24 protein-coding genes, 2 tRNA genes and 1 other RNA gene are annotated in these 24,882 nt (G+C 55.4%); 15 read left to right on the top strand and 12 right to left on the bottom strand.

Annotated features, from left to right (window positions below):
* Positions 1 to 229: 229 nt before the first annotated feature.
* Positions 230 to 463: a helix-turn-helix domain-containing protein gene (locus tag DW724_RS09595; RefSeq protein ID WP_118284956.1), complete on the bottom strand. Its 234-nt coding sequence runs from the start codon at positions 461 to 463 to the stop codon at positions 230 to 232.
* A 93-nt stretch (positions 464 to 556) separates the two neighbouring features.
* Between DW724_RS09595 and DW724_RS09590 the strand changes: the two genes are divergently transcribed.
* Together DW724_RS09590 and DW724_RS09585 are read left to right on the top strand one after the other, a co-directional pair.
* Positions 557 to 751 (top strand): hypothetical protein, encoded by a 195-nt coding sequence (locus DW724_RS09590; RefSeq protein WP_118761298.1) that lies wholly within the window; start codon positions 557 to 559, stop codon positions 749 to 751.
* A 14-nt stretch (positions 752 to 765) separates the two neighbouring features.
* On the top strand, positions 766 to 1,074 hold the full coding sequence (locus DW724_RS09585; protein ID WP_118761297.1) for a hypothetical protein: 309 nt from the start codon (positions 766 to 768) through the stop codon (positions 1,072 to 1,074).
* Between the two features lie 167 nt (positions 1,075 to 1,241).
* On the opposite strand, the gene ssrS is transcribed toward DW724_RS09585, so the two are convergent.
* Positions 1,242 to 1,436, bottom strand: a non-coding RNA gene (ssrS, locus tag DW724_RS09580) — 6S RNA.
* 74 nt (positions 1,437 to 1,510) lie between these two features.
* A complete protein-coding gene (locus DW724_RS09575) occupies positions 1,511 to 1,783 on the bottom strand; it encodes a DUF1292 domain-containing protein (RefSeq protein ID WP_117492244.1) in 273 nt (90 codons plus the stop codon).
* A 395-nt stretch (positions 1,784 to 2,178) separates the two neighbouring features.
* Between DW724_RS09575 and infC the strand changes: the two genes are divergently transcribed.
* The 4 genes from infC (at position 2,179) to DW724_RS09555 (ending at position 4,713) form a co-directional block, all read left to right on the top strand.
* Positions 2,179 to 2,688: a translation initiation factor IF-3 gene (infC, locus tag DW724_RS09570; RefSeq protein WP_118360706.1), complete on the top strand. Its 510-nt coding sequence runs from the start codon at positions 2,179 to 2,181 to the stop codon at positions 2,686 to 2,688.
* 46 nt (positions 2,689 to 2,734) lie between these two features.
* A complete protein-coding gene (gene rpmI, locus DW724_RS09565; protein WP_054327617.1) occupies positions 2,735 to 2,938 on the top strand; it encodes a 50S ribosomal protein L35 in 204 nt (67 codons plus the stop codon).
* Between the two features lie 38 nt (positions 2,939 to 2,976).
* On the top strand, positions 2,977 to 3,330 hold the full coding sequence (gene rplT, locus DW724_RS09560; protein WP_110436155.1) for a 50S ribosomal protein L20: 354 nt from the start codon (positions 2,977 to 2,979) through the stop codon (positions 3,328 to 3,330).
* A 123-nt stretch (positions 3,331 to 3,453) separates the two neighbouring features.
* Positions 3,454 to 4,713, top strand: coding sequence for a copper amine oxidase N-terminal domain-containing protein (locus DW724_RS09555; protein ID WP_118761296.1), 1,260 nt, complete (start codon positions 3,454 to 3,456; stop codon positions 4,711 to 4,713).
* Between the two features lie 561 nt (positions 4,714 to 5,274).
* Here the strand turns inward: DW724_RS09555 and DW724_RS09550 are convergent.
* From DW724_RS09550 to DW724_RS09520, 7 genes are all read right to left on the bottom strand, one after another.
* A tRNA-Gly gene (locus DW724_RS09550) sits at positions 5,275 to 5,350 on the bottom strand.
* Positions 5,351 to 5,374: 24 nt separating this feature from the next.
* Positions 5,375 to 5,450 (bottom strand) — tRNA-Gly (locus DW724_RS09545).
* Positions 5,451 to 5,624: 174 nt separating this feature from the next.
* The gene (locus tag DW724_RS09540; protein WP_118761295.1) at positions 5,625 to 6,638 is read right to left on the bottom strand and encodes an NAD(P)H-dependent glycerol-3-phosphate dehydrogenase; all 1,014 of its coding nucleotides are present in this window, start codon (positions 6,636 to 6,638) and stop codon (positions 5,625 to 5,627) included.
* A 1-nt stretch (position 6,639) separates the two neighbouring features.
* Positions 6,640 to 7,275 carry a glycerol-3-phosphate 1-O-acyltransferase PlsY gene (plsY, locus tag DW724_RS09535; protein ID WP_118360704.1) on the bottom strand — a complete coding sequence of 212 codons (636 nt, stop codon included), beginning with the start codon at positions 7,273 to 7,275 and terminating at the stop codon, positions 6,640 to 6,642.
* A gap of 12 nt (positions 7,276 to 7,287) precedes the next feature.
* A complete protein-coding gene (gene der, locus DW724_RS09530; protein ID WP_118284961.1) occupies positions 7,288 to 8,616 on the bottom strand; it encodes a ribosome biogenesis GTPase Der in 1,329 nt (442 codons plus the stop codon).
* A 317-nt stretch (positions 8,617 to 8,933) separates the two neighbouring features.
* Positions 8,934 to 9,119, bottom strand: a complete 186-nt coding sequence (gene rpmF, locus DW724_RS09525) for a 50S ribosomal protein L32 (RefSeq protein WP_110436149.1) — start codon at positions 9,117 to 9,119, stop codon at positions 8,934 to 8,936.
* A gap of 45 nt (positions 9,120 to 9,164) precedes the next feature.
* Positions 9,165 to 9,674, bottom strand: coding sequence for a YceD family protein (locus DW724_RS09520; protein ID WP_117751772.1), 510 nt, complete (start codon positions 9,672 to 9,674; stop codon positions 9,165 to 9,167).
* A 175-nt stretch (positions 9,675 to 9,849) separates the two neighbouring features.
* Here DW724_RS09520 and DW724_RS09515 point away from each other — a divergent pair, with 175 nt between their 5' ends.
* Positions 9,850 to 10,818 carry an RluA family pseudouridine synthase gene (locus tag DW724_RS09515; protein ID WP_118761294.1) on the top strand — a complete coding sequence of 323 codons (969 nt, stop codon included), beginning with the start codon at positions 9,850 to 9,852 and terminating at the stop codon, positions 10,816 to 10,818.
* Between the two features lie 87 nt (positions 10,819 to 10,905).
* Here DW724_RS09515 and DW724_RS16030 read toward each other — a convergent pair whose 3' ends face one another.
* Positions 10,906 to 12,627 (bottom strand): ammonium transporter, encoded by a 1,722-nt coding sequence (locus DW724_RS16030; RefSeq protein ID WP_118761392.1) that lies wholly within the window; start codon positions 12,625 to 12,627, stop codon positions 10,906 to 10,908.
* Between the two features lie 133 nt (positions 12,628 to 12,760).
* The gene (locus DW724_RS09505) at positions 12,761 to 14,839 is read right to left on the bottom strand and encodes a glutamine synthetase III family protein (protein WP_118761391.1); all 2,079 of its coding nucleotides are present in this window, start codon (positions 14,837 to 14,839) and stop codon (positions 12,761 to 12,763) included.
* Between the two features lie 475 nt (positions 14,840 to 15,314).
* Between DW724_RS09505 and DW724_RS09500 the strand changes: the two genes are divergently transcribed.
* The 8 genes from DW724_RS09500 (at position 15,315) to DW724_RS09465 (ending at position 24,830) form a co-directional block, all read left to right on the top strand.
* On the top strand, positions 15,315 to 16,412 hold the full coding sequence (locus DW724_RS09500; RefSeq protein ID WP_110436145.1) for a class II glutamine amidotransferase: 1,098 nt from the start codon (positions 15,315 to 15,317) through the stop codon (positions 16,410 to 16,412).
* Positions 16,412 to 17,917 carry a glutamate synthase-related protein gene (locus tag DW724_RS09495; protein WP_110436144.1) on the top strand — a complete coding sequence of 502 codons (1,506 nt, stop codon included), beginning with the start codon at positions 16,412 to 16,414 and terminating at the stop codon, positions 17,915 to 17,917. The genes DW724_RS09500 and DW724_RS09495 overlap by 1 nt, the downstream gene beginning before the upstream one ends.
* A gap of 19 nt (positions 17,918 to 17,936) precedes the next feature.
* The gene (locus DW724_RS09490; RefSeq protein WP_118761293.1) at positions 17,937 to 18,665 is read left to right on the top strand and encodes a glutamate synthase; all 729 of its coding nucleotides are present in this window, start codon (positions 17,937 to 17,939) and stop codon (positions 18,663 to 18,665) included.
* A 433-nt stretch (positions 18,666 to 19,098) separates the two neighbouring features.
* Positions 19,099 to 20,418 carry a glutamine synthetase family protein gene (locus DW724_RS09485; protein ID WP_118761292.1) on the top strand — a complete coding sequence of 440 codons (1,320 nt, stop codon included), beginning with the start codon at positions 19,099 to 19,101 and terminating at the stop codon, positions 20,416 to 20,418.
* A gap of 37 nt (positions 20,419 to 20,455) precedes the next feature.
* Positions 20,456 to 21,028: an ANTAR domain-containing response regulator gene (locus DW724_RS09480; RefSeq protein WP_118761291.1), complete on the top strand. Its 573-nt coding sequence runs from the start codon at positions 20,456 to 20,458 to the stop codon at positions 21,026 to 21,028.
* Positions 21,029 to 21,203: 175 nt separating this feature from the next.
* Complete coding sequence (dapF, locus tag DW724_RS09475) at positions 21,204 to 22,049, top strand: diaminopimelate epimerase (protein WP_243105724.1); 846 nt, start codon at positions 21,204 to 21,206, stop codon at positions 22,047 to 22,049.
* Complete coding sequence (locus DW724_RS09470) at positions 22,046 to 23,662, top strand: CTP synthase (protein ID WP_117489902.1); 1,617 nt, start codon at positions 22,046 to 22,048, stop codon at positions 23,660 to 23,662. Before dapF ends, DW724_RS09470 begins: the two co-directional genes overlap by 4 nt.
* Positions 23,652 to 24,830 (top strand): LL-diaminopimelate aminotransferase, encoded by a 1,179-nt coding sequence (locus DW724_RS09465; protein ID WP_118761289.1) that lies wholly within the window; start codon positions 23,652 to 23,654, stop codon positions 24,828 to 24,830. Before DW724_RS09470 ends, DW724_RS09465 begins: the two co-directional genes overlap by 11 nt.
* Positions 24,831 to 24,882 lie beyond the last annotated feature (52 nt).

The following is a 24,882-nucleotide window of genomic DNA, read 5'->3' as shown; positions in this document are numbered from 1 at the left end:
GCCCGACCGTCCGGACATCGACGATCTGATCTTTGGTGATGACCATAAGACGCAGAGCGAAAAGTAACCGCACTTTTTGATCGGTTCCACGCAGGGCTTGCAGAGAAACAGCAGCCGCGTGGTTTTTTTATACCTGTTTTTGAAAGGAAACATATAAAAATGGAATCATCCAGTCCCGCGTCACGGACAAAAACGTAACACCCGAAGCATTTTTAATGCCTCGGGTGTTTTATTTTGGTCGTTTCGATGGTGGTAACGGTGTCGGTATATCGGTCAATCCAAGCAAATATTCCAGATTGACCTGATAGAAACGAGAAAGTAGAATCAGAATCTCCAACGGAAATTCACGTACACCGTTTTCATAATTGCTGTATGTGTTCTGCGCTACCTTTAGATATGCGGCAATTTCACGCTGTTTGATATCCCTGTCTTCGCGCAATTCTTTTATGCGGTTGTGCTCCATATGACCACCTCGCATTTACCTTAACTTATCTCGAAACAGGATATTGACTTTTATCTCATTTCGAGATATAGTGTATGTAAGGTGGTGGAAAACATGGCAAAATTGTCTATCGAATCGCAGATTGCAAAATATGAACACACGGCAGATTTTTGCAAGCAAAAAGCCGATCGCTGTTGGGCGTATGCCAAGAACGATAAAGGCGACCATTATTATGAAGAAGCGCGTCACTACTACGAAAAAGAAAAAGAGAACCGAGAAAAAGCGGCTGCCTTACGAGCAAAATTGTAATGAGGTGATTCATAATGGGATTCTTGGATAAATTATTTGAAAAAACAGAAAAAGCAAGTAAAAACATAGAAGCGGAATACGCACGTGCAGCATCCAGAGTAGCATATATGTCTATTGAGGATGTATTACGTAATTGTCCTCCTCCGAATACTACGCTGTATAATCCCGGTCAGATGAAGGCCTATACAGAGAAAATCGAGGAATGGGTTCTCGATAATATAGACGAGCCCGACCGCATCCGGGATATGGCGCGCACATGCCAAGAACGTAATTGGAATTACGGTCTACGCATGTTGGACGTTGTCTATAAAAAGTGTCGGTAATACACTTGCCTAATATACCAAGAAATAAAAACCACCACGTTTCCGTGGTGGTTTTTATGATGTAATTTACGACCATCTCCGCTTAACCCACTCCTATATCCTACCTTGCAGGATCTCTTCACTCTCTGCTCTAAAAATTCAATTTTAATTACATTAAGCGATAAAAATAAAACCCCACCCTGCCGATGCAATCCAATTAGTAACCTGCACGACTCATGCAGGTGGGTCCTCTGTTTGATACCTCTGCGCTTCCAACTTCCGTGTATACCCGGGAGGCCTGCTGCTCAGTATCAAAACTTTCCGAAGTCCCATACTAAAAATGTGGGTTAAAAAAGGACTGCTGTCGAACAGGGCAGGATCTTACCGAAATAAAATGCTTTGCTTCCGATAACGAAGCTGCGCTGTTTACTCTTATTTTATGCTCTCGGCCGGAGAATTACTCCTCCTCTGCCTCGGCGCGTTCCATAACGATGTTGAACACTGCATCTGCGATCTCGTCATCCTCGACCGCCTCGAGCAGCTCTTCGCCGTTCTCCTCAACGATCTGCATGATAACGACCTCTGCATCCTCCTCGATGGAGATCTCTGCAGGGATAAACGCCAGATAGGTCACGCCATTATATTCCACGGTGTCGATATGCTCAAACTCGACCTCGTTGCCGTCCTCGTCGATCAGGGTTACAAAATCATTGCCGTATTCCTCGCTCATGGGTCCGGCACCTCCTTAAATTCATAGTAAAGGGGAGCAATCAGGTGTTTCCTGTCCCTTGTATTAAGCATAACAAATTATGACGTATTTGTAAAGCCTTATGTTGTGCATTCAGCACTACACTTTACACGATCATAGTATGTCTGTTGCTGTAATAATCATACCAGTTAAAAAACATGAAATAAAGCCTTGACTTTGCAAATTAATTCTGGTATAGTAGTTGAGGTAACAAGGAAGAAGGCATGTCCTCACCCGCAGCGAAGCAAACGGGTCAATAAAGCACAGAAGCCGCTTTGCGCGCTCTGCGATTTTATTCTGGAGGACGGTCATTCGATCAGTCCTTTTTCTTTTTGTCTTAAACCGATTTCGTTTGGAGGTGCTTACCAATCAGCAGCATGGAACATCAAATCAATGAAGAGATCCGCGACAAGGAAGTTCGTCTGATCGGTGACGACGGCGAACAGCTCGGCATTCTGCCTATTCAGCAGGCACAGGATATCGCCGTAGAAAAGGGCATGGATCTGGTCAAAATCGCGCCGCAGGCTAAGCCGCCTGTCTGCAAGATCATGGATTACGGTAAATTCCGCTTCGAGCAGGCAAAGCGCGAGAAGGAAGCGCGAAAGAATCAGCGTGTCGTGGAGATCAAAGAGATTCGCCTGACGCCTAATATCGACATCGGCGACCTGAACACCAAGGTAAAGAACGCTTGCCGCTTCCTGCAGGACGGCAACAAGGTCAAGGTTTCGGTTCGCTTCCGTGGCCGCGAGGTCACGCACGCGTCGCTTGGTCAGGATCTGCTCCATCGCTTCGCGGAGCTGTGCTCGGAGTGCAGCACGGTAGAAAAGCAGCCCAAGCTCGAAGGCCGCCAGATGCTGATGTTTCTGGCGCCCGCAAAGGACAAGTAAAACCAACGCGCAGATATAGCGCAAATTCAGAGAGGAGCAAAACCTTATGCCTAAGATCAAAACGCACAGCGGTGCAAAAAAGAGATTTTCCGTTACCAAGAACGGTAAGTTCAAGCGCGGTCACGTTGGCAAGCGCCACCTGCTCAACGGCCATGGCAAGACCACTAAGCTGAAGCGCCACCTCCGCAAGGAAGGCTTCGCAGATTCTACCAACGTAGCACAGCTGAAGCGTCTGCTGCCGTACAAGTAAGTTAGAAAACAACATCTTTCATATAGGAGGCAAACACAATGGCAAGAGTTAAGGGCGCAATGATGACCCGTAAAAGAAGAAAGAAGATCCTGAAGCGTGCTAAGGGTTACTGGGGTTCCAAGTCTACCCACTACCGTGTAGCCAACCAGGCTGTAATGAAGAGCCTGAAGTACGCTTACATCGGCCGTAAGCACAAGAAGCGTGACTTCCGTCGTCTGTGGATCACCCGCATCTCTGCAGCTTGCAAGACCTGCGATATCAACTACAGCCGTTTCATGAACGGTCTGAAGAAGGCTGGTATCGACCTGAACCGCAAGATGCTGGCTGACCTGGCTGTAAACGATCAGGCTGCATTCGCTGCACTGGCTGAGAAGGCTAAGGCTGCACTTTAATTGCATAACAAAACGAGTCTGTGAAAACAGGCTCGTTTTTTGCATTCAGCGTTCCGCTCGGGACGCTGTTTTCATATTCCGCGTTCCTCTGCCCTATACTGTGATGGTAAGGAGCGTGATGAAATGGGTCCGTCCATTTACTTAGGGGTACAAGGCTACGGCTGCGCCCGTGCCGAGGATAAAGATCGGTTTGCGCATCGGTTTCGGCAGGACGACAGCGTATGCTGCTATGCCGTATGCGATAAAGGCCGATACGTCATCCAGAACCGCCTGCAGGAAGGTCAGGCGTATCATTTGACCATCCGGCAGAGAACGGTAATACAGGCCATTCTCAGCCGTCCGGACGCACAAGGCGTAATCCATGCCGTCAGCGGCAATTCCATCACAGTAGACGGCATGCACCTTCCCTGCCGCGCTGTGTTTGAAATCCGCACACGAGCCGGCGGCGCTGTCGTTCTGCCGTGCTTTCTCACCGACCGGATCGTCGGAAGTTATGCACAGGTATTCGGCGGTGCTGCGTATATCCGGCCTGCTCCCCAGATGTACCATCCGCCGGTTCACGGCATTCCCGGTCGGCGCACGCTGCAGAACCTGCTCCGAACTGCCTTGATGCCCGTCGGCACCGCGCTGTACGTCTACGGCGGCGGCTGGAACTGGCAGGATACCGGCTCCGGTAATACTGCCATGCACATTGGCCTGCCACAAAGCTGGATCGACTTCTTCGACTGTCAGAACGCCTGCTATACCTACCGCAGTGACAGCAATCCCGCGCACAGCTACTACCCGACCGGCGGCTGGAACCAGTACGGCTATGCCGGTCTGGATTGCTCAGGCTACCTCGGCTGGACGCTGTACAATACCCTGCATACCGAGAGTGCGTCTGTCTCCGACTGTGACGGCTATGTCACGCCCGCCGCCGAGTTTGCCCATACGCTTTCCCAAAGAGCCTGGGGTACCCTTCCCCGTCAGGACTGCGGCAACGGCCTGCAGGAGCCGTCCTCGTTCCGTCCCGGCGATATCTTCAGCATGGACGGTCATGTGTGGCTGTGCATCGGTCCCTGTCGAGACGGCAGCATCGTCATCGCGCACTCTACGCCCTCGCCCAGCAAAACCGATTGCAGAGGCGGCGGCGTACAGCTCAGCGCGCTCAATCCCGCGAGTGATGCGGATAAGGATTGTCAGGCGTATCGGCTTGCAGAACGCTTTATGCAGCGGTATCCGCGCTGGAGTGCAAGGTATCAGGTGCAGCTGCTGCCCTATTCGGTTTATGGGAAGCTGTCGGAGAATCCGCATGCAGGGTTGTTCCGGTGGAATGATTTTCTCTCAGATAAAGAAGGTGTTCGGGGACAGTTTGCGGAGGAGATTCTGCAAATTGAGAATTGAAAATGGAGAATGGAGAATTACGCAGCGGTAAAGCGTTGTGCGGGCGGCCAACGGCCGCCCCTGCGGTTACGCAAGGTGCAGATGGGTTACAAGCGGTGCGCCGAGGTCGCACCCTACGGTATCATCCGTTATCAAACAAAACCCGCAGATGCCGTCCATGACCACCGAGCAAACGAGTTGCGCGACACGGGTATCCCCCAGGGGACCCTCTCTTGCCCTTCGGGCAATTCACCTTGTGTCGCGCCTGCGTAGAGCTGCCGATATGTGTAGCAGTACGGAATCCGGCACTGCGCAGAGGTAAAGAAATGGGAGCACACTGTGCTCCCCTGCGGTAATAAAAATCCTCTGCTGTTCCCCTTTTTCGAAGCGGTCGCCGGTCTCTGATCTGCGCCAGACTAACAAACAAAAGGAAGTGGGAGTTAAGAGGGTAGAAACCTTGGTGTCTACCCTCTTGCCCCGCCGCAGGGTGCGGCGACTTCCCGCCAAAGATTGGCGCCCATTCCTCAATCTTCAGCGAACAGAAAAAGCAAAAAATCCACTTGCTTTCGCAAGTGGACTAACTGGAGCGGCTGACGAGGCTCGAACTCGCTACCTCCACCTTGGCAAGGTGGCGCTCTACCAGATGAGCTACAGCCGCATATGTGATTTTGAGAAGAAAAGGTGGAGCGGCTGACGAGGCTCGAACTCGCTACCTCCACCTTGGCAAGGTGGCGCTCTACCAGATGAGCTACAGCCGCATATTCCTTTCATCTCGCTTTCGGCTTACCGCCTCAAAGCAAGATTTATTATATCAGGTGATGTGTCCCCTGTCAACACTTTTTTCTCTTTTTCCGCAATTTTTTCCGAGCAGCAGAAAACCGGCAGTCTCCTGCCGGCTTTCCCTTCTCTTTTTCCTTTCGGCGCACTGCGGATCAGTGCACCCAGACCTCTTCGTGCTCGCCGCGGCGCGGACGATTGAGCAGATGCTTGATTGCCTCCTGTGCAGGCATGCCGCCGTACAGCACGGCATACATCGCTTCGGTGATCGGCATGGACACGCCCTGCTGCTGTGCAAGGTGATAGCCCGCCTCGGTCGCGTAATAGCCCTCGACCGTTGCGCCGACCTCCTTCATCGCCTCCTGCGCGGTCGCGCCCTTGCCGATCAGGATACCGGCACGGCGGTTGCGCGAGTGCATAGAGCAGCAGGTTACGATCAGATCGCCCACACCGGACAGACCTGCAAATGTCTCCTGCTTGGCGCCCAGCTTGACGCCCAGACGCGCGATCTCGGTCAGACCGCGGGTCATAAATGCCGCCTTGGAGTTGTCGCCCAGACCCAGACCATCCGAAATACCGGCGCCGAGTGCGATAATATTCTTAAACGCACCGCCCAGCTCACAGCCGATGATGTCGGACGAGGTGTACACGCGGAAATTGGTATCGTTCATGAACGCCGCCTGCGTCAGCTCAGCCGCCGCACGGCTCTCCGAAGCGGCTACGATAGCCGTCGGAATGCCGCGTGCAACCTCCTCGGCGTGCGTCGGACCGGTCAGTGCAACGACCGGATTGCTGCCGTTCATCGCGTTCGAGATGGTCTCGGAGAACCGGCAGTAGCCGTGCTTGGAGTCCAGACCCTTGCCGACGTTGACGATAACCGTATGCGGCGGCACGATCTTCGCCAGCTGCTCCGCCGTGCTCGCTACCGCGAAGGACGGCACCGCCAGCACGACCAGATCCACCTTGGCAGCGCCGGACATGTCAGTCGTAATCTCAATGCCCTCCGGAATGACAACACCCGGCAGCAGCTTCTCGTTGCAGCGCTCGCGGTGCAGCAGGTCACACTCCTCCTGCAGATAGGTCCACGAGGTTACTTCATGTCCGTTCTGGTGCAGCAGCATCGCCAGTGCGATGCCCCAGCCACCGGTACCCAGTACAAAAACCTTCATGTTACTTCTCCTCTCCGTCAGGCGATGCTTCGATCGTCTTTTTACTCTTAAAAGAGAATTTATTTTCCGTGCCGTGCAGGATGCGTCCGATATTCGAGCGATGCATGAAAACGACTGCCGCCGCCATGCCGAACGCCATCGCCGTCAGCACCGGATCGCGATAGAACAGCCATGTCGTGATCGGAAAGCTGACCGCGCCGAGGATCGAACCGAGCGAGATCCACTTTGTCAGCACGACCGACAGAATGAACAGTGCGAATGCAATGGCGAACACGCGCCAGTCAAAAAACGCGAGCATAACCGCGCCGACCAGTACGCCTTTACCGCCCTTAAAGCCGAAATACAGCGGAAACATGTGGCCGAGGATAACAAAAATACCCGCTGTCAGCTTGCCGACCGGACCGCCGAGCGCCCAACCGACCGAAACCGCTGCCGCACCTTTGGCAATGTCGCCGAGCAGAACGAACAGCGTCTTTTTCGCACCCATCGTGCGGTACGCGTTCGTCAGACCGGCGTTGCCGCTGCCGTAGTTGCGGATATCCTTGCCGAGCGTCACCTTGCTGACAATGATCGCAAAGCTGAGCGAGCCGAACAGATACGCGCACACGGCAATGATCGCAAAATGCGTAAGTGTCATGTTGCCCTCTCCTTACTGCGACTTGTCGCTGCGCTCGCGGATGACCATGCGTACCGGCGTACCGGTCAGACCGAACACCTCACGGATCTGGTTTTCCAGATAACGCTGATAGGAGAAATGGAACAGACGCGCGTCATTGCAGAAGCAGACGAATGTCGGCGGGCAGGTAGAGGCCTGCGTCATGTAGAAGATACGCAGACGGCGGCCCTTGTCCGTAGGCGGCTGCACGCGTGCGGTTGCCTCCGCGAGAATGGCGTTGAGTCGGCCGGTCGGAATGCGCATATGGTTCTGCTCATATACCTCATGGATGAGCGAGAACAGCTTGTCCACGCGCTGACCGGTCTGCGCGGAAATGAACAGCACCGGTGCATACGGCATGTATGCCAGACCCTCACGGACACGCAGCGTGTACTCCTTCATGGTGGAGCCGTCCTTTTCAACCAGATCCCACTTGTTTACCACGATGATGCACGCCTTACCGGCGTTGTGCGCCTCTCCGGCCACCTTGGTGTCCTGCTCGGTAACACCTTCGGTCGCGTCAATCATGATAACGCATACATCGGCGCGCTCTACCGCCAGCAACGAACGCATAACCGAGAATTTCTCGATCTTCTCGTCCACCTTGCTCTTCTTACGGATACCGGCGGTGTCGATGAACGTAAACTTGCCGTGGGCGTTGTCCACATCGGCGTCTACGCTGTCGCGGGTCGTACCGGCAATATTGGAAACGATAACACGTTCCTCGCCGAGCACGCGGTTGAGCAGGCTGGACTTGCCGACGTTCGGCTTGCCGATGAGGGCCACACGAATGCGGTCCGCGTCCTCCTCTTCCTCGTCTGCCGGCGGGAAGTATTCGTAAGCCGCATCCAGCAGCTCACCGACACCGTAGCCGTGCAGCGCAGAAATACCGTACGGCTCGCCCAAACCGAGGTTGTAGAACTCATAAAACTCCGCTGGAGGATCACCCGGCTTGTCGCACTTGTTGACAGCCAGCACGAGCGGCTTGCCCGAGCGCAGCAGCATGGACGCAACGTCCTGATCGGCGGCAGTAATGCCGGTGCGCAGATCGGTGATCAGGATAATGACATCCGCATGCGAGATCGCGGTCTCTGCCTGAAAGCGCATGAACTGCAGAATCTCGTTATCGTTCGACGGCTCAATGCCGCCGGTGTCGATGACAGTGAAATCGCGACCGCGCCAGTCGCTGTCAGCGTACAGACGGTCGCGGGTAACGCCCGGCGTATCCTCAACGATGGAAAGCCGCTTGCCCGCCAAGCGGTTGAACAGCTGCGACTTGCCGACATTCGGACGACCGACGATCGCAACAATAGGCTTTGCCATAAATTCCCCTCCTTTAAGGTCAGTTTAAGACATTTGCAAACAAATTGCAAGCAAGAAATTCGTTAAAACCGCGCGTCAGCGCGCATTCAATAGAATTTCCGCAGAAAATTCACAAAAAGCCGCAGCATGTATGTGGCTTTTGATACAAGAAAGCAAATCAGTATGCCCGCAAGGACGCGCTGATTTGCGCCCGGAACATATCCAAGCCGTGCTCGGTACGTCCCTCTCGATGCAAAGGCGAGCCTTTTCATCGAAACCTGAAAAAAAATGGAGAAAGCTATCCGGCCTTCTCCATTTTTCCTGTTCTGTTTTAAGGCTTACGCTTCCTTAACGGACTTAACCTCACGACCGTTGTAATAGCCGCAGGCCTTGCACATTCTGTGCGCCAGCTTCATCTCGCCGCACTTCGGGCACTTAGCCATGCCGGGCAGAGAGAGCTTCCAGTGGGAGTTACGACGCTTGTCGCGGCGTGCCTTAGAAATTTTACCCTTAGGTACTGCCATGTTGGATACACCTCCTACTCTATCGTCTTATTTTTCAATACGAACTCATTCGCCCTTGTCGGAATCGAGCAGGGCGCGCAGCGCGGCAAATCGCGGATCGATCTGCTTTTTATCGCAATCGCAGTCGGTCACATTGCGGTCGGCGCCGCAGTGCGGACAGAGGCCTTTGCAGTCCTCTTTGCACAGATAGGTCATCTGTACCTGCAGGATCAATGCCGGCACCAATACGTCCGCAGGATCCACGCTGTCGCTGGTCAGCACAAAAAGATCGTCCTCTTCCTCCGCCTCGGGGTCATCCGAGAGCATCATGTCAGCCTCGGCTGAAAGCGGAATCTCGAGCGGTTTCAGGCAGCGTGCGCATTCGGTGGAGTAGATCGTTTCGATCGAACCCGCCAGTCTCACAACACCGCTTTCATTGGAAACCACGCCTTTGATGTGGACAGGGCTTTGAAACGGCTTCGCGCCATAGAGCTTTTCGTCCGTCAGGTCGATCGTTTCATCGAACGGAATCGACGCATGTGCAGACGCGTTCAGCTTTTTTAAGTCAATCTTCATGTCAACCTCACATGGTACTAAGATAGTATACTACAAACAATCGGTCTTTGTCAACCAAAAAATCTACAAAACACGGTATTTTTCCGAACTGTCCGCCCGCACTTTTCTTTTTTCGGAAAATGCGGTATACTGGTTTCACCCAAACGGGCAAATTAACGGAAAAGGATACCCTGCCTTGAGAGAATATTATATCACAAAAAACGACAGTGGACAACGTCTGAATAAATTTTTAGAAAAAGCCGTGCCGCTTTTATCCGGCGGCATGATGCACAAATACCTGCGGTTAAAGCGCATTAAGGTCAATAACAAGCGCACTGAAGCTGCCTACAAGCTCGCTGAGGGCGATTCCGTACAGCTTTACCTCAACGACGAATACTTTGACGCGCCCAAGGAGGAAGAAGCCTTCCGCCGTATTGCCAAGCCGCGCGTGCGCGTTGTGTATGAGGACGAGCACATCCTGTTGGCGGATAAGGCGCCGGGCATGGTCGTTCACGCAGACGAGCACGGCGACACAGATACGCTCATCGCGCACATTCAGGCGTACCTGTTTCAGTCCGGTGCGTGGAATCCGGATGATGCCGCGTCATTTGCACCAGCCCTCTGCAACCGCATCGACCGCAACACCGGCGGCATTGTCATCGCGGCAAAGACCGCTGAAGCGCTGCGCATATTAAATGATAAGATCAAGGACCGCGAGATGGAAAAGCGGTATCTGTGCATCGTGCACGGCAGACCCAAGCCGCCCGAGGGGCTGATCGAGAACTATCTCCGTCGTGATGAAAAGCGCAAGCAGGTCACGCTGCACAAAACCCGCGTTCCCGGTGCAAAGACTGCACGCACGCGCTACCGCACACTGGCCTCCCATGGGAAACTGTCGCTCGTTGAGTGCGAGCTGCTGACCGGCCGCACGCACCAGATCCGCGCCCATATGGCCTCCATCGGCTGTCCGCTGCTCGGCGACGGCAAGTACGGCACAAACGAACTCAACCGTCCCTACGGCGAAACCGGACAGGCTCTGTATGCCTATTCCCTCACGTTCCGCTTCGCACAGGATGCCGGTGCGCTGCAATATCTGAATGGCAAAACCTTCATGGTAAAGGATATTCCGTTCGTCAAAAAGTATTTTCCGAATTTCAAGCCGTGAGTAATGGAAAACGTAGAATGAACACAACGGTTTCATTCCGCAAAAAGAAAACGCTGAGCCACCGCTCAGCGTTTTCCTTTATGCGATTTAGTTATCGTCCTGCAGAGCATCAAAGCCTTCTGCGCCGGTACGAACCTTTACGACGTTCTCCACATCGTAAACGAAGATCTTGCCGTCACCGATATGACCGGTATACAGAACCTTCTTGACCGTTTCAACAACGGTTTCAACCGGAACCTTGGATACAACAACCTCCATTTTCATCTTGGGCAGCAGGGTTACGTCAACCTCAGCGCCGCGGTAATACTCGGGAGCGCCCTTCTGCACGCCGCAGCCGACTACGTTGGTCACGGTCATACCGGATACGCCGATGGATGCCAGTGCTTCCTTCAGAACCTCAAACTTGGACTGCTTTGCAATGATAACGATCTTGCTGAGCTTATGCTCGTGCGAAGCGCCCTCGGTCGTCACCTTGGTGACCGGAACAGCCTTCTCGACTGCAACCGGAATGGTGTCCTTGATCTTCGCAGCGGTTTCGCCAGCCTTGGTGCCCAGAACAGCAGGAACGACCGGCATAAAGTCTGCGTATGCGGAGGACAGGCCGTGCTCCGGCTTATCCAGACCCATGATCTCCTCAGCCTCGCTTACGCGCAGGCCGATGGTGTGCTTGATAACATTGAATACGATGGTCATGGTGATTGCAACCCATGCGATGACTGCAACAACACCGAGAACCTGAATGCCGAAGAAGTGGAAGCCGCCGCCGTAGAATACGCCGAGGGGCTCAACCTCGGTGCCATTATAGTAAGCGAACAGACCGGTAAGAATCGTGCCCAGTGCACCGTTGATGCAGTGCACGCCGACAGCGCCGACCGGATCATCGACCTTGAGCTTCTGATCGACAAATTCGATACCGAATACCACGGCAAAGCCTGCGCAGATACCGATGATAACCGAACCAAACGGAGTAACCACATCGCAGCCTGCGGTGATAGCTACCAGACCTGCCAGAGAGCCGTTCAGCGTCATAGAAACATCAGGCTTCTTGTAGCGGATCCAGGTGATGCACATAACGGTAACGGTTGCAACAGCAGCCGCCATGTTGGTGGTTACAAATACACGGGATGCAACCTCAGCACCGCCGCCCGACAGTGCAACGGTAGAGCCGCCGTTAAAGCCGAACCAGCAGAACCACAGGATAAAGCAGCCGAGTGCGCCGAGCGTCAGGGAGTGACCCGGAATTGCACGAGCCTTGCCATCCTTAGTGTACTTGCCGATACGGGGACCGAGGATTGCAGCGCCGACCAGAGCGGCAACGCCGCCGACCATGTGTACCGCCGTGGAGCCTGCAAAGTCGTGGAAGCCAAGTTCTGCGAGCCAGCCGCCGCCCCAGATCCAGTGACCGGAAACCGGATAGATAACCGCAGAAATAATCATCGAGTAAATGCAGTATGCAGAGAATTTGGTGCGCTCTGCCATCGAACCGGAAACGATGGTCGCAGCAGTTGCACAGAATACGGTCTGGAAGATCAGGGTCGTCCAGTCGTAGCCCTCACCGACAACGCCGTCAGCGAAGAAATCAAAGCCGCCGAAGAACGGGCTTGCCGCGCCGAACATGATGCCGAAGCCGAGGATCCAGAAGATCGGCGTGCCGAGCGAGAAGTCCATCAGGTTCTTCATAATGATGTTGCCGGCATTCTTTGCTCTGGTGAAGCCGGTCTCAACCATTGCGAAGCCGGCCTGCATGAAGAATACCAGCGCCGCCGCAACAAGCGTCCAGCCTACGTCCATCGACGCAGCAAGTTCCATGATATCCATTTTTAATGACCCCCTTGGAAATAGAAATGGCGTATATCTCCACCATCCCCGAAGGAACAGCGGAAATACACGCCATTGTGTATAGAAATATATTTTCTAACGAATGTAATTGATGTCTGCTCTATTAAACGTAGAACAGAATGTCGGAGTAGGTCGGGAACGGCCAGAACTTCTTGCCTACCAGACCCTCCAGCTTATCAGCCGGTACGCGAACCGCATCCATTGCGGAGATGACAACATCGTGGTAGTAATGTGCTGCCTTCTGGCTATCATCGGTCGGAACGGCTGCAACAGCCTCGTCGAGTGCTGCGCTCTTGGTGTACAACTCCTCGGTCAGCTCGGAAACCTTGCCCAGCAGACCGGCCTCCATGCCGCCGGTAACGCCTGCTGCCTTCTTGGCATTGACGGTGCCTGCCAGCTCGTTTTCAAATGCGATGCACGCCGGAGTGATCTCCTCGCGTACCATATCGCTCATGGTCATAGCCTCGATGTGCAGGATCTTGTTGTACTCCTCAAGCTGGGTCTCCATACGGGAATGGATCTCCTCGGCGGTGTAAACGTTGTGCTTTGCGAACAGGTCGAGGTTCTTCTGGTCAACGTAATGCGGGAATGCGTCCGCTGCGCTCTTGAAGTTGAGCAGACCGCGCTTCTCCGCTTCTGCTACCCAGGAATCATCGTAGCCGTTGCCGTTGAAGATGATGCGCTTGTGCGCCTTGATCTCGCGCTTTACGAGTGCCATCAGCGCCTTCTCGAAGTCCTCGGCGCCCTCCAGCTCGTCAGCGAACTGGCGGAGCTCCTCAGCGACTGCGGTGTTCAGCATAACGTTTGCGCACGCGATGTTGACCGCAGAGCCCAGCGAACGGAACTCGAACTTGTTGCCGGTGAAGGCGAACGGAGAGGTACGGTTGCGGTCGGTGGTGTCCTTCGGAATCGCCGGCAGAACCGCAGCGCCCAGATCCATCTTGGTCTTGTAAACGTCGGTGTAGTCCTCGCCGGACTCGATGGAATCCAGAATAGCCTGCAGCTCGTCGCCGATGAACATGGAGATGATCGCCGGAGGCGCTTCGTTCGCGCCCAGACGGTGGTCATTGCCTGCAGAAGCGACGGAAATGCGGAGCAGATCCTGATATTCGTCAACCGCCTTGATAACGGCGGTCAGAAACAGGATGAACTGGCTGTTTTCGCTCGGGTTCTTGCCCGGCTCGAGCAGGTTCTCGCCTGCATCGGTGGAAATCGACCAGTTGTTATGCTTGCCGGAGCCGTTTACGCCTTCAAACGGCTTCTCATGCAGCAGGCAGGTGAAGCCGTGCTTCTGTGCCACCGTACGCATAACCTCCATGGTCAGCTGATTGTGGTCAGTAGCGATGTTGGTGGTGGAGAAGATCGGCGCCATCTCGTGCTGGCACGGTGCAACCTCGTTATGCTTGGTCTTGGAGAGGATACCCAGCTTCCACAGTTCCTCGTCAAGATCCTTCATGAAGGCAGCTACACGCGGACGGAGTGCACCAAAGTAGTGATCGTCCATTTCCTGACCCTTCGGCGGCATTGCGCCGAACAGAGTGCGGCCGGTGAAGATCAGGTCCTTGCGCTTCGTGTAATCCTTGCGGTCGATCAGGAAGTACTCCTGCTCAGGGCCTACGGTGGTGGTTACACGCTTAACATCCTTGCCGAACAGCTTGAGGATGCGGCACGCCTGTGTGCTGATGGCGTCCATCGAGCGCAGCAGCGGCGTCTTCTTATCGAGGATCTGACCGGTGTAGGAGCAGAATGCGGTCGGAATGTAAAGGGAACCATCCTTTACAAATGCGTAGCTGGTCGGGTCCCATGCGGTGTAGCCGCGTGCCTCGAAGGTTGCGCGCAGACCGCCGGACGGGAAGGACGATGCGTCCGGTTCGCCCTTGATCAGCTCCTTGCCGGAGAACTCCATCATCACATGACCGTCGTCGGTCGGCGTGATGAACGAGTCGTGCTTCTCGGCGGTGATGCCGGTCATCGGCTGGAACCAGTGCGTGTAATGGGTTGCACCCTTGCTGATCGCCCAGTCCTTCATTGCCGTTGCAACAACAGCAGCAACATCAGCGTCGATCGCGGTGCCCTCGCGCATGGTCTTCTTCAGCTTCTTGTAAACGTCCTTGGGAAGACGTTCTTTCATCACAGTGTCGTTAAACACCATGCTGCCGAACAGCTCGGGAACATTCGTAATGCTCATGAATGGTTCGCTCCTTACATATGTTAATTTTAATAGCAAACAAACTGAATAAAACAAAACAGGCGCTGCGGGTCGTGTGCCCACAGCGCCTTTGCTGTTTACACTTTGCATTATAGCTGTCCTGCCTTGCTTTGTCAAGGGAGATTATGGTGTTTTTTTCATTTCCGGAAGATTTGCTACAACATACTTAATTTTCGCTTGTCCGCACTGTCACTTCCTGTGCAAAATGTGAAAATTCACTTTTTTATGTTCTTTGCGCTTGACGATTCCCGGTTCCCTGCTATAAAATATGAAGCGAACAAAGGTGTTCGCCATAGCTGAGGATTTAAGGCTTTTGATCCTCTGCTGCGGCGAGCACCTTTTTATTTTGTTAAGCAGCCGGTACATATCGCCTTCTATCTGAAAGCACCCGCCGAAGCCTGCTTCTCTGAATCCGTAATTTCAGCGCAACATATAAGGAGGAAGCACCATGTTACAAAAAGAAGGGCAAGTCCGCATCCCCGCAGGCTGCGCGATCTCCGGTATCTTCCACAAGGACGGCACCCGTGAGAACGGCACCCGCATTATCGACTCTATCCGCACCATGCATGATCGTTCCAACGGCCTGGGCGGCGGCTTCGCCGGCTACGGCATCTACCCTGAATACGCCGATTACTATGCGTTCCATGTATTCTATGATACACAGGCAGCTAAGGAAGAGTGCGAGCGCGAGATCGAGCGTCACTTTGACATTGTAAACCTGTCCAAGATCCCGACCCGACGTCATCCGCGCATTACGGATGCCCCGATGATCTGGCGCTACTTCGTTACGCCCCTGCCGACCAAGCTGGCAGCCAGCCAGCTCGAGGAGCGCGAGTTCACCTCCCGCTTTGTCATCCGCATCAATCACACGCTGAACGGCGCTTACATCTTCTCCTCCGGCAAGAACATGGGCGTTTTCAAGGCAAACGGCTTTCCCGAGGACGTCGGCGAGTACTACATGCTGGAAAACTACGAGGCCTACTCCTGGACCTGCCACGGCCGTTATCCAACCAACACACCGGGCTGGTGGGGCGGCGCGCACCCGTTTGCACTGCTCGACACCACGGTCGTTCACAACGGCGAGATTTCCTCTTATGATGCAAACCGCCGCTTCATTGAGATGTTCGGCTACTCCTGCGACCTGCTGACCGACACCGAGGTCATCACCTACATTATTGATTACCTCGGCCGCAAGCTGGGCCTGACGTACAGCGAGATTGCAAATGTCATTGCGGCTCCGTTCTGGTCCACCATTGAAAAGCAGGAGCCGAAGGAGCGCGAGCGTCTCACCTATCTGCGCAATGCCTTCGCTTCCCTGATGGTTACCGGTCCGTTCTCCATTCTGGTCGGCTACACCGGCGGCCTGATGGCGCTCAACGACCGACTCAAGCTGCGCAGCATGGTTGTCGGCGAAAAGGACGACACCGTATACATCGCCTCCGAGGAATGCGCGATCCGCGTCATCCAGCCTGAGCTGGATAAGCTGTGGGCGCCCAAGGGCGGCGAGCCGGTCATCGTTAATCTGAAGAACGGAGGGAACCAGTAATGGCTATCGATTTCTTATATCCGCAGTATGAGGTCGTCCGCAACAACGACCGCTGCATCAACTGCCGCGCCTGCGAGCGTCAGTGCGCGAACGAAGTACACTTTTGGGACGCCGACAACAACCGCATGCAGGCGGACGAGTCCAAGTGCGTAGCCTGCCACCGCTGCGTGGCGCTGTGCCCGACCCGTGCCCTTAAAATCGTAAAGACCGACCACACGTTCCGCGAGAACGCCAACTGGACCGGCAAGGCCATCTCCGAGGTTTACCGTCAGGCAGGCTCGGGCGGCGTGCTGCTGTCCTCGATGGGCAACCCGGACCCGCACCCCATCTACTGGGATAAAATCCTCATCAACGCTTCGCAGGTTACCAATCCGTCCATCGACCCGCTGCGCGAGCCGATGGAGACCAAGACCTTCCTCGGCAAAAAGCCGGGTAAGATCGAGCGTGACGAGAACGGCAATCTGGTTCCCAATCTGGCGCCGCAGCTGGAGCTCAACCTGCCGATCATGTTCTCCGCAATGAGCTACGGCTCGATCTCCTACAACGCACATGCCGCACTCGCACGCGCTGCAAGCGCACTCGGCACCTACTATAATACCGGTGAGGGCGGTCTGCATCAGGACTTCTACCAGTACGGCCCGCACACCATCGTGCAGGTTGCATCCGGCCGTTTCGGCGTACATAAGGATTATCTCGAAGCCGGTGCTGCCATCGAGATCAAGATGGGGCAGGGCGCAAAGCCGGGTATCGGCGGCCATCTGCCCGGACTCAAGGTCGGCCCGGATATCTCCAAGACCCGTATGATCCCGGAGGGCACGGACGCGATCTCTCCGGCGCCGCATCATGATATCTACTCCATCGAGGACCTGCGTCAGCTGGTTTACTCGCTGAAGGAGGCTACCGAATATAAGAAGCCGGTTATGGTCAAGATTGCAGCCGTAAATAATGTAGCAGCAGTCGCTTCCGGCGTGGCCCGCTCGGGTGCAGACATCATCTGCATTGACGGCTACCGCGGCGGCACCGGCGCGGCTCCGACCCGCATCCGCGACAACGTCGGCATCCCGATCGAGCTGGCGCTCGCCGCTGTCGATCAGCGTCTGCGCGATGAGGGCATCCGTGATGAGGTTTCGGTCGTTGTCGGCGGCTCCATCCGCAACTCCGCCGATCTGCTCAAGGCCATCGCGCTCGGCGCGGACGCATGCTACATCGGCACCGCGGCTCTGCTGGCAATGGGCTGCCACCTGTGCCGCACCTGCCAGACCGGCAAGTGCAACTGGGGCATTGCAACCCAGCGTCCGGAGCTGGTCAAGCGCCTGAATCCGGATATCGGCTCCCAGCGTCTCATCAACCTGCTCACTGCATGGGATCACGAGCTCAAGGAAATGATGGGCGGCATGGGCATCAACTCCATCGAGGCACTGCGCGGCAACCGTCTTATGCTGCGCGGCATCGGCCTGACCGACCGTGAGCTGAACATCCTCGGCATCAAGCACGCAGGCGAATAAGCACAGGAGGTGCGCAAAAATGACAACTGTACAGGCAGGACTTACCTATTATAAACAAGTAAACGAGCAGATCCGCGCAGCGCAGGACAGCGAGATTACGGTTGAAAACGTGATTGGCCAGCGCTACATCGGCTGCGGCTCCACCGACCGCAAGATTACCGTGCACGGCACGGCAGGCAACGGTCTCGGCCAGTATCTGAACGGCTCCACCATCGAGGTCTTCGGCAACGCGCAGGAGGCCGTCGGCGACACCATGAACGCCGGTGAGATCGTTGTGCACGGCAACGTCGGCGACGCCTGCGGCTACGCGATGCGCGGCGGCAAGATCTATATCAAGGGCGACTGCGGCTACCGCGCCGGCATCCACATGAAGGCCTACCAGCAGCACTTCCCTGTTATGGTAGTCGGCGGCAAGGCGGGTTCGTTCCTCGGCGAGTATCTCGCCGGCGGTCTCATTCTTGTGCTCGGCATCGGCCAGAACGGCGCGTATCCGGTCAACAATTTCTGCGGGACCGGTATGCACGGCGGCAAAATTGTGTTAAGATGTGATAAAGCACCGACCGATCTGCCGCGTCAGGTCCTCGTGAGCGAGGTCTCCGAGGACGATATGACCGAATTTGCACCGTATATTAAGGAATACGCGCTGCTGTTCGGTGCAGACGCGGAGAATCTGCTTTCGCAGAAGTATTTCGTCCTCACGCCGAACCCGGAGGCAGGATATAAGCAGCTTTATACCTTTGAGGCTTGATTTTGCTCTCAGAGTGAAAAACTCCTGCAAGGCAGGAGTTGGAAATGAGGAGATGGGAGTTACCTGATAGGTGTAACTCGCAGGTGCCGTCCGTAACAACACGCAAACGAATTGTGCGACACTGTTCTGTCGCACCTGCGTTGATTTAACCGTATGTGTAGCAGAACGGTATCTGACACTGTGTATGGGTTTCGACAGGGGAGTACACTGTGCTCCCCTGCGGTAGAAAAAATCCTCTGCCGTTCCCCTTTTCGGAGCGGTCGCCGCTCTCTGATTTTCGCCAGACTATGAAATAAAGGAAACTGGAGTCCCAAGAGGATAGAAACCTTGGTGTCTATCCTTTTGGTGCCCCAGCCAAGGTTTGGCACCCATTCCGCATTCTTTAGCAAAAAATTTATTCCTCAAGATACATTATGAAAAGGAGGCTTGCCCTATGGACACCACCATGAGCGAAGTCGTACAATTTATTCAGGAGAACGACGTAAAGTTCATTCGTCTTGCGTTTTGCGATATTTTCGGCAACCAGAAGAATATCGCCATCATGCCGACCGAGCTGGAACGCGCCTTCGAGCAGGGCATTCACTTCAACGCCGCCGCACTGCGCGGCTTCCTCAACGTGGATGCCTCCGACCTGCTGCTGTTCCCCGATCCGGCAACGCTTTCCGTTCTGCCGTGGCGTCCGGCTCAGGGCCGCGTGGTGCGCTTTTACTGCGACATCCGCTATCCGGACGGCACGCCGTTCGAGGGCGACGGCCGTCATTTGCTGCGCGAGGCTAACCGCCGTGCACGCCGCGCAGGCTATTCGCTCACCATCGGCACGGCAAGCGAGTTTTACCTGTTCGAGCTGGATGAAAACGGCCATCCAACCACCATTCCGCACGATCACGGCGAGTATTTTGATGTAGCGCCGCTCGACAAGGCGGAAAACGTGCGCCGCCAGATCTGCCTGACGCTCGAGGAGATGAACATCCAGCCGGAGTCCTCCCACCACGAGCAGGGCCCCGGCCAGAACGAGGTTGACTTCCGCTACGCCGAAGCCCTTGAAGCGGCCGACAATTTCGTCACCTTCAAGTGGGTCGTCAAGTCCATGGCGTCCTCAAGCGGCCTGTTTGCGTCCTTCCTGCCCAAGCCGCTCCCGCATGCGCCGGGCAGCGGACTGCATCTGTCTGTTTCGATAAACAAAAACGGCAAGAACCTGTTCCAGCCCTCGTTTGAAGAATCTGCCGAAGGCCAGAGCTTTGTGGCGGGCATTCTGCAGCGTGCCGCCGAGATGACCATCTTCTGTAATCCGCTCACCAACTCGTTCCAGCGTCTGGGTGAGTTTGAAGCGCCGAAGTACATCACATGGTCGCACCAGAACCGCTGTCCGCTCATCACCGTGCCGCTGACCGGTGATCACTCTGCCAACCGCATGAAGCTGCGTGCATTCGACGGCTGCATTAACCCGTACATCGTATTTGCCCTGCTCATCCACGCCGGTCTTGACGGTATCGAGCAGGGACTGCCCCTGCCGCCCGCTTGCGACGAAAACCTGTTCACCGCTTCCAATGAAGTGCGTGCCAGGTACGAAGCACTGCCCGGCGCCCTGTGCGACGCGATCCGCATCGCCAAGGACAGCGACTTTATCACCAAGTACCTGCCCGAAAAGGCACGCACGGCCTTTTTCGCCGCCAAGCAGGCCGAGCACGACCGCATCGTACTTGCCGACGACCGCACGGCTGCCGAACGCTCCCTCTATTTTGAACGCTACTAATCCCACATAATATCGTTTGAAAGGAGGAGCACACCGCATGGAACGCATTCTTCTCGTTTCTGCAACCGAAAAATCCCGCACCATGCTTTCTCAGTTTTTAACGTCCTGCGGCGTACAGGCTCAGCTTGCACCTGCTTCCTCCGGTGCGGAGGCTCGGCGCATGCTGGTAGACGGCTCGTTTGATCTAATCCTCGTTAACACGCCGCTGCCCGATGAATTCGGGCATGATATGGCGCAGCAGGCTGCAAATGATACGCTTTCCGGCGTGATCCTGCTCGCTAAGGCCGAGATTGCGGACAGTGTTGCCGAAAAGGTCGAGGACGACGGCGTGTTCGTCGTACCCAAGCCACTCTCGCGCGTGCTGTTCATGCAGGCGCTCCGCATGACGCGCGCCGCACGCAGCCGTCTGACCGGCCTGCAGAGCGAAAACCGCCGTCTGCAAAAGCGCATTGAGGATATCCGTCAGGTGGACCGCGCCAAGTGTCTGCTCATCGAGTGCTGCGGCATGACCGAGCCGGAGGCGCATTCCTACATCGAGCAGCAGGCTATGAACCAGCGCCGCTCCAAGCGAGACATCGCCGAGGACATCATCGGTGGAAAAACGCCGTGATTTGTGCGATACCGCTTAAAAACATCTCATATCTCACGCGAAAATTTTTTCGGTTTTTTCGATTTTATAGAGAAATTCCCGACAGATTATGATATACTAAATGGTGTATGAGCAGAGAAGCTCTGTCTTTCCCTGCCTATATGCCATTTTGTTATTTTCTAAGGAGGGAATCCGTGTGAAGCTGGCTTTCACCAAGATGCACGGCTGTGGCAACAATTATATCTATTTTAATTGCTTCGACCAGACTGTGCCCGATCCCGAGTCGCTTTCGATCAAGCTCAGTGAACCGCACTTCGGTATCGGCGGCGACGGCATTATCCTTATTTCTCCTTCCGACAAGGCGGATGCGCAGATGCGTATCTTCAACGCCGACGGCTCGGAGGGAAAAATGTGCGGCAACGGCATCCGCTGCGTGGGCAAGTACCTGTACGACAACGGCATGACCGATGGCCGCACCACCATCACCATCGACACGCTTTCCGGCGTAAAAACGCTTGAGCTGACCGTCAAGGACGGCAAAATGCAGTCCGCCCGCGTGGACATGGGTGCAGCCATTCTTGCTCCGCGGGAGATTCCCGTTAATATGGACGGCGAGAACGTCATCAGCGCACCCATCGTTGTGGACGAAAAGGTCTACCACATGACCTGCGTTTCCATGGGCAACCCGCACTGCGTTATCTTCCAGAAGGAGGATGTGGACGACCTCGACCTTACGCGCATCGGACCCAAGTTTGAGCATCATCCGCTGTTTCCGGAGCGTGTCAACACCGAGTTTGTCAACGTCCTGCCGGACGGCAGCCTGAAAATGCGCGTCTGGGAGCGCGGCTCCGGCGAAACATGGGCGTGCGGCACCGGCTCCTGTGCGACCGGCGTGGCAGCATGTCTGAACGGCTTTGCAAACAAAAACGAGGATATCGTCGTGCACCTGCGCGGCGGCGACCTCACCATTCGCTATACAGATGAAACCGTGTTCATGACGGGCGCGGCAACGACCGTATTCAAGGGGGAAATTGAGATATGACAAAGTACATCTTCGTGACCGGCGGCGTAGTTTCCGGTCTGGGCAAGGGCATTACTGCCGCATCTCTCGGCCGTCTGCTGAAAAGCCGCGGCCTGAAAATTGCAGCGCAGAAGCTCGATCCCTACATCAACGTAGACCCGGGCACGATGAGCCCGTTCCAGCACGGCGAGGTTTACGTTACCGACGACGGCGCAGAGACCGACCTCGACCTCGGCCACTACGAGCGCTTCATCGACGAGGACCTGAACAAGTTCTCCAACCTGACCACCGGCAAGGTATACTGGAATGTTCTGAACAAGGAGCGCGCCGGCGAGTACCTCGGCGAAACCGTGCAGGTTATCCCGCACATCACCAACGAGATCAAGTCCTTCATCTACTCGGTAGGCAAAAAGACCTCGGCTGACGTTGTTATCACCGAGATTGGCGGCACCACCGGCGATATTGAGTCCCAGCCGTTCCTCGAGGCGATCCGTCAGGTTGCTGCTGAGGTTGGCCGCCGCAACTGCCTGTTCATCCATGTAACGCTGGTTCCGTTCATCTCCGGCTCCAATGAGCCGAAGTCCAAGCCGACCCAGCACTCGGTTAAGGAGCTGCGCGGTCTGGGCATCTCTCCGGACATCATCGTAGCCCGCGTTGACCAGCCGATGGATGACGATATCAAGCGCAAGATTTCCATGTTCTGCACCGTACCGGAGGACTGCGTAATCGAAAACCGCACCCTGCCGGTTCTGTATCAGGCACCGATGATGCTCGAGGAGAGCCATCTGTCCGACATCGTCTGCCGTGAGCTGTCCATCGGCGCAGGCAAGGGCGATATGACCGAGTGGCAGGAAATGCTCGAGCGCATCGCAGCCCGCAAGGACCATGTGAAAATCGCACTGGTCGGCAAGTACGTCAAGCTGCACGACGCATACCTTTCGGTTGCAGAGGCACTGCAGCACGGCGGCTACGAGACCGGCTGCTTCGTCGATATCGACTGGGTAGACTCCGAGGAGATCAACGACTCCACCGTGGACAAGCTGCTCGGTGAGGTTGACGGCATCATCCTGCCGGGCGGCTTCGGCGCACGCGGCGTGGAAGGCATGATTTGTGCGGCAAACTATGCGCGCACGCAGGGTATCCCCTACTTCGGCATCTGCCTCGGCATGCAGATCGCGGTTATGAGCTACGCACGCAACGTGCTCGGCTACGCGGATGCAAACTCCAGCGAGTTTGACCCGGATTCCACCCATCCGGTCATCGACCTGATGGAGAGCCAGCAGGGCATCTCCAAGAAGGGCGGCACGATGCGTCTGGGCGCTTATCCGTGCAAGATCCGTCCGAATACTATCATGGCATCGGCGTACGGCGAGGAAATGATTTCCGAGCGTCACCGCCACCGTTACGAGTTCAACAACAATTTCCGCGAGGAGATTGAAAATAAGGGCATGCAGATCACGGGCACCTCGCCGACCGGCGAGCTTGTGGAGACCGTTGAGATCCCGAACCATCCGTTCTATATCGGCGTACAGTTCCACCCCGAGTTCAAGTCCCGTCCCAACCGCGCTCATCCCCTGTTCAAGGCGTTCGTCGCGGCATCTCTGAAAAGGAGCCAGAACAACAATGCAGACTAACAAGAACTACGACAATCTCGAGCAGAGCTATCTGTTCTCCACCATCGCACGCAAGGTGCGTGAGTACTCCGAAGCACATCCGGAGGCTGATATCATCCGTCTGGGCATCGGCGACGTAACCCGTCCGCTGGTACCGGCTGTTATCGACGCACTGCACGCAGCCGTTGAGGATCAGGCCAAGCAGGAGACCTTCCACGGCTACGGCGATGAGCAGGGCTACGGCTTCCTGCACGAAGCACTGGTCGGCTACTACAAGACCCACGGCGTAGAGCTCGCCACCAATGAGATCTTCATCTCGGACGGCGCAAAGAGCGACCTCGGCAACATCCTCGACATTTTCGGTACCGACAACACTGTTCTGGTTCCGGACCCGGTTTACCCGGTTTACGTTGATACCAACGTTATGGCGGGCCGCAAGATCGTATTCGCTGACGCAAATGAGGCAAACGGCTTCCTGCCGCTGCCGGACGAGTCCGTTCAGTGCGACATCATCTATATCTGCTCTCCGAACAACCCGACCGGCGCTGCTTACGACCGTGCAGGTCTGAAGGCTTGGGTAGATTACGCCAACAAGCAGAACGCCGTTATCCTGTATGACGCAGCTTACGAGTGCTTCATCGAGGATGAGACTCTGCCGCGCTCCATTTACGAGATCGAAGGCGCTAAGTCCTGTGCAATCGAGTTCTGCTCCTTCTCCAAGATGGCAGGCTTCACCGGCACCCGCTGCGGCTGGACCGTTGTTCCGACCGCTCTGCTGGACGGCAAGCTGAACAAGATGTGGCTGCGCCGTCAGACCACCAAGTTCAACGGCGTTCCGTATATCGTACAGAAGGGCGCTGCTGCCTGCTTCACCGAGGAAGGCATGAAGCAGATCAAGGAGACCCTCGGCTACTACAAGCAGAACGCTAAGGTTCTGGCTGAGACCCTTGATGAGCTGGGTATCTGGTACACCGGTGGCAAGAGCAGCCCGTACCTGTGGCTCAAGTGCCCGAACGGCATGGATTCCTGGACCTTCTTCGACTACCTGCTTGAGAATGCCAACGTCGTTGGTACGCCGGGTGCAGGCTTCGGCAAGAACGGCGACAGCTTCTTCCGTCTGACCGCATTCGGCGATCAGGCACGCACCAAGGAAGCTGCTGAGAGACTCAAGAAACTCCTCAAGAAGTGAGTTTCCGCAATATCGCATAATCAAAGAGCTGTCCCGCGCGGACAGCTCTTTT

It is taken from the genome of Butyricicoccus sp. AM27-36, from assembly GCF_003480945.1.
GTDB classification, from domain to species: Bacteria; Bacillota; Clostridia; order Oscillospirales; family Butyricicoccaceae; genus Agathobaculum; species Agathobaculum butyriciproducens.
Note: the sequence above shows the minus strand (reverse complement) of the source record. Positions and strands in the feature narration are given on the sequence as shown.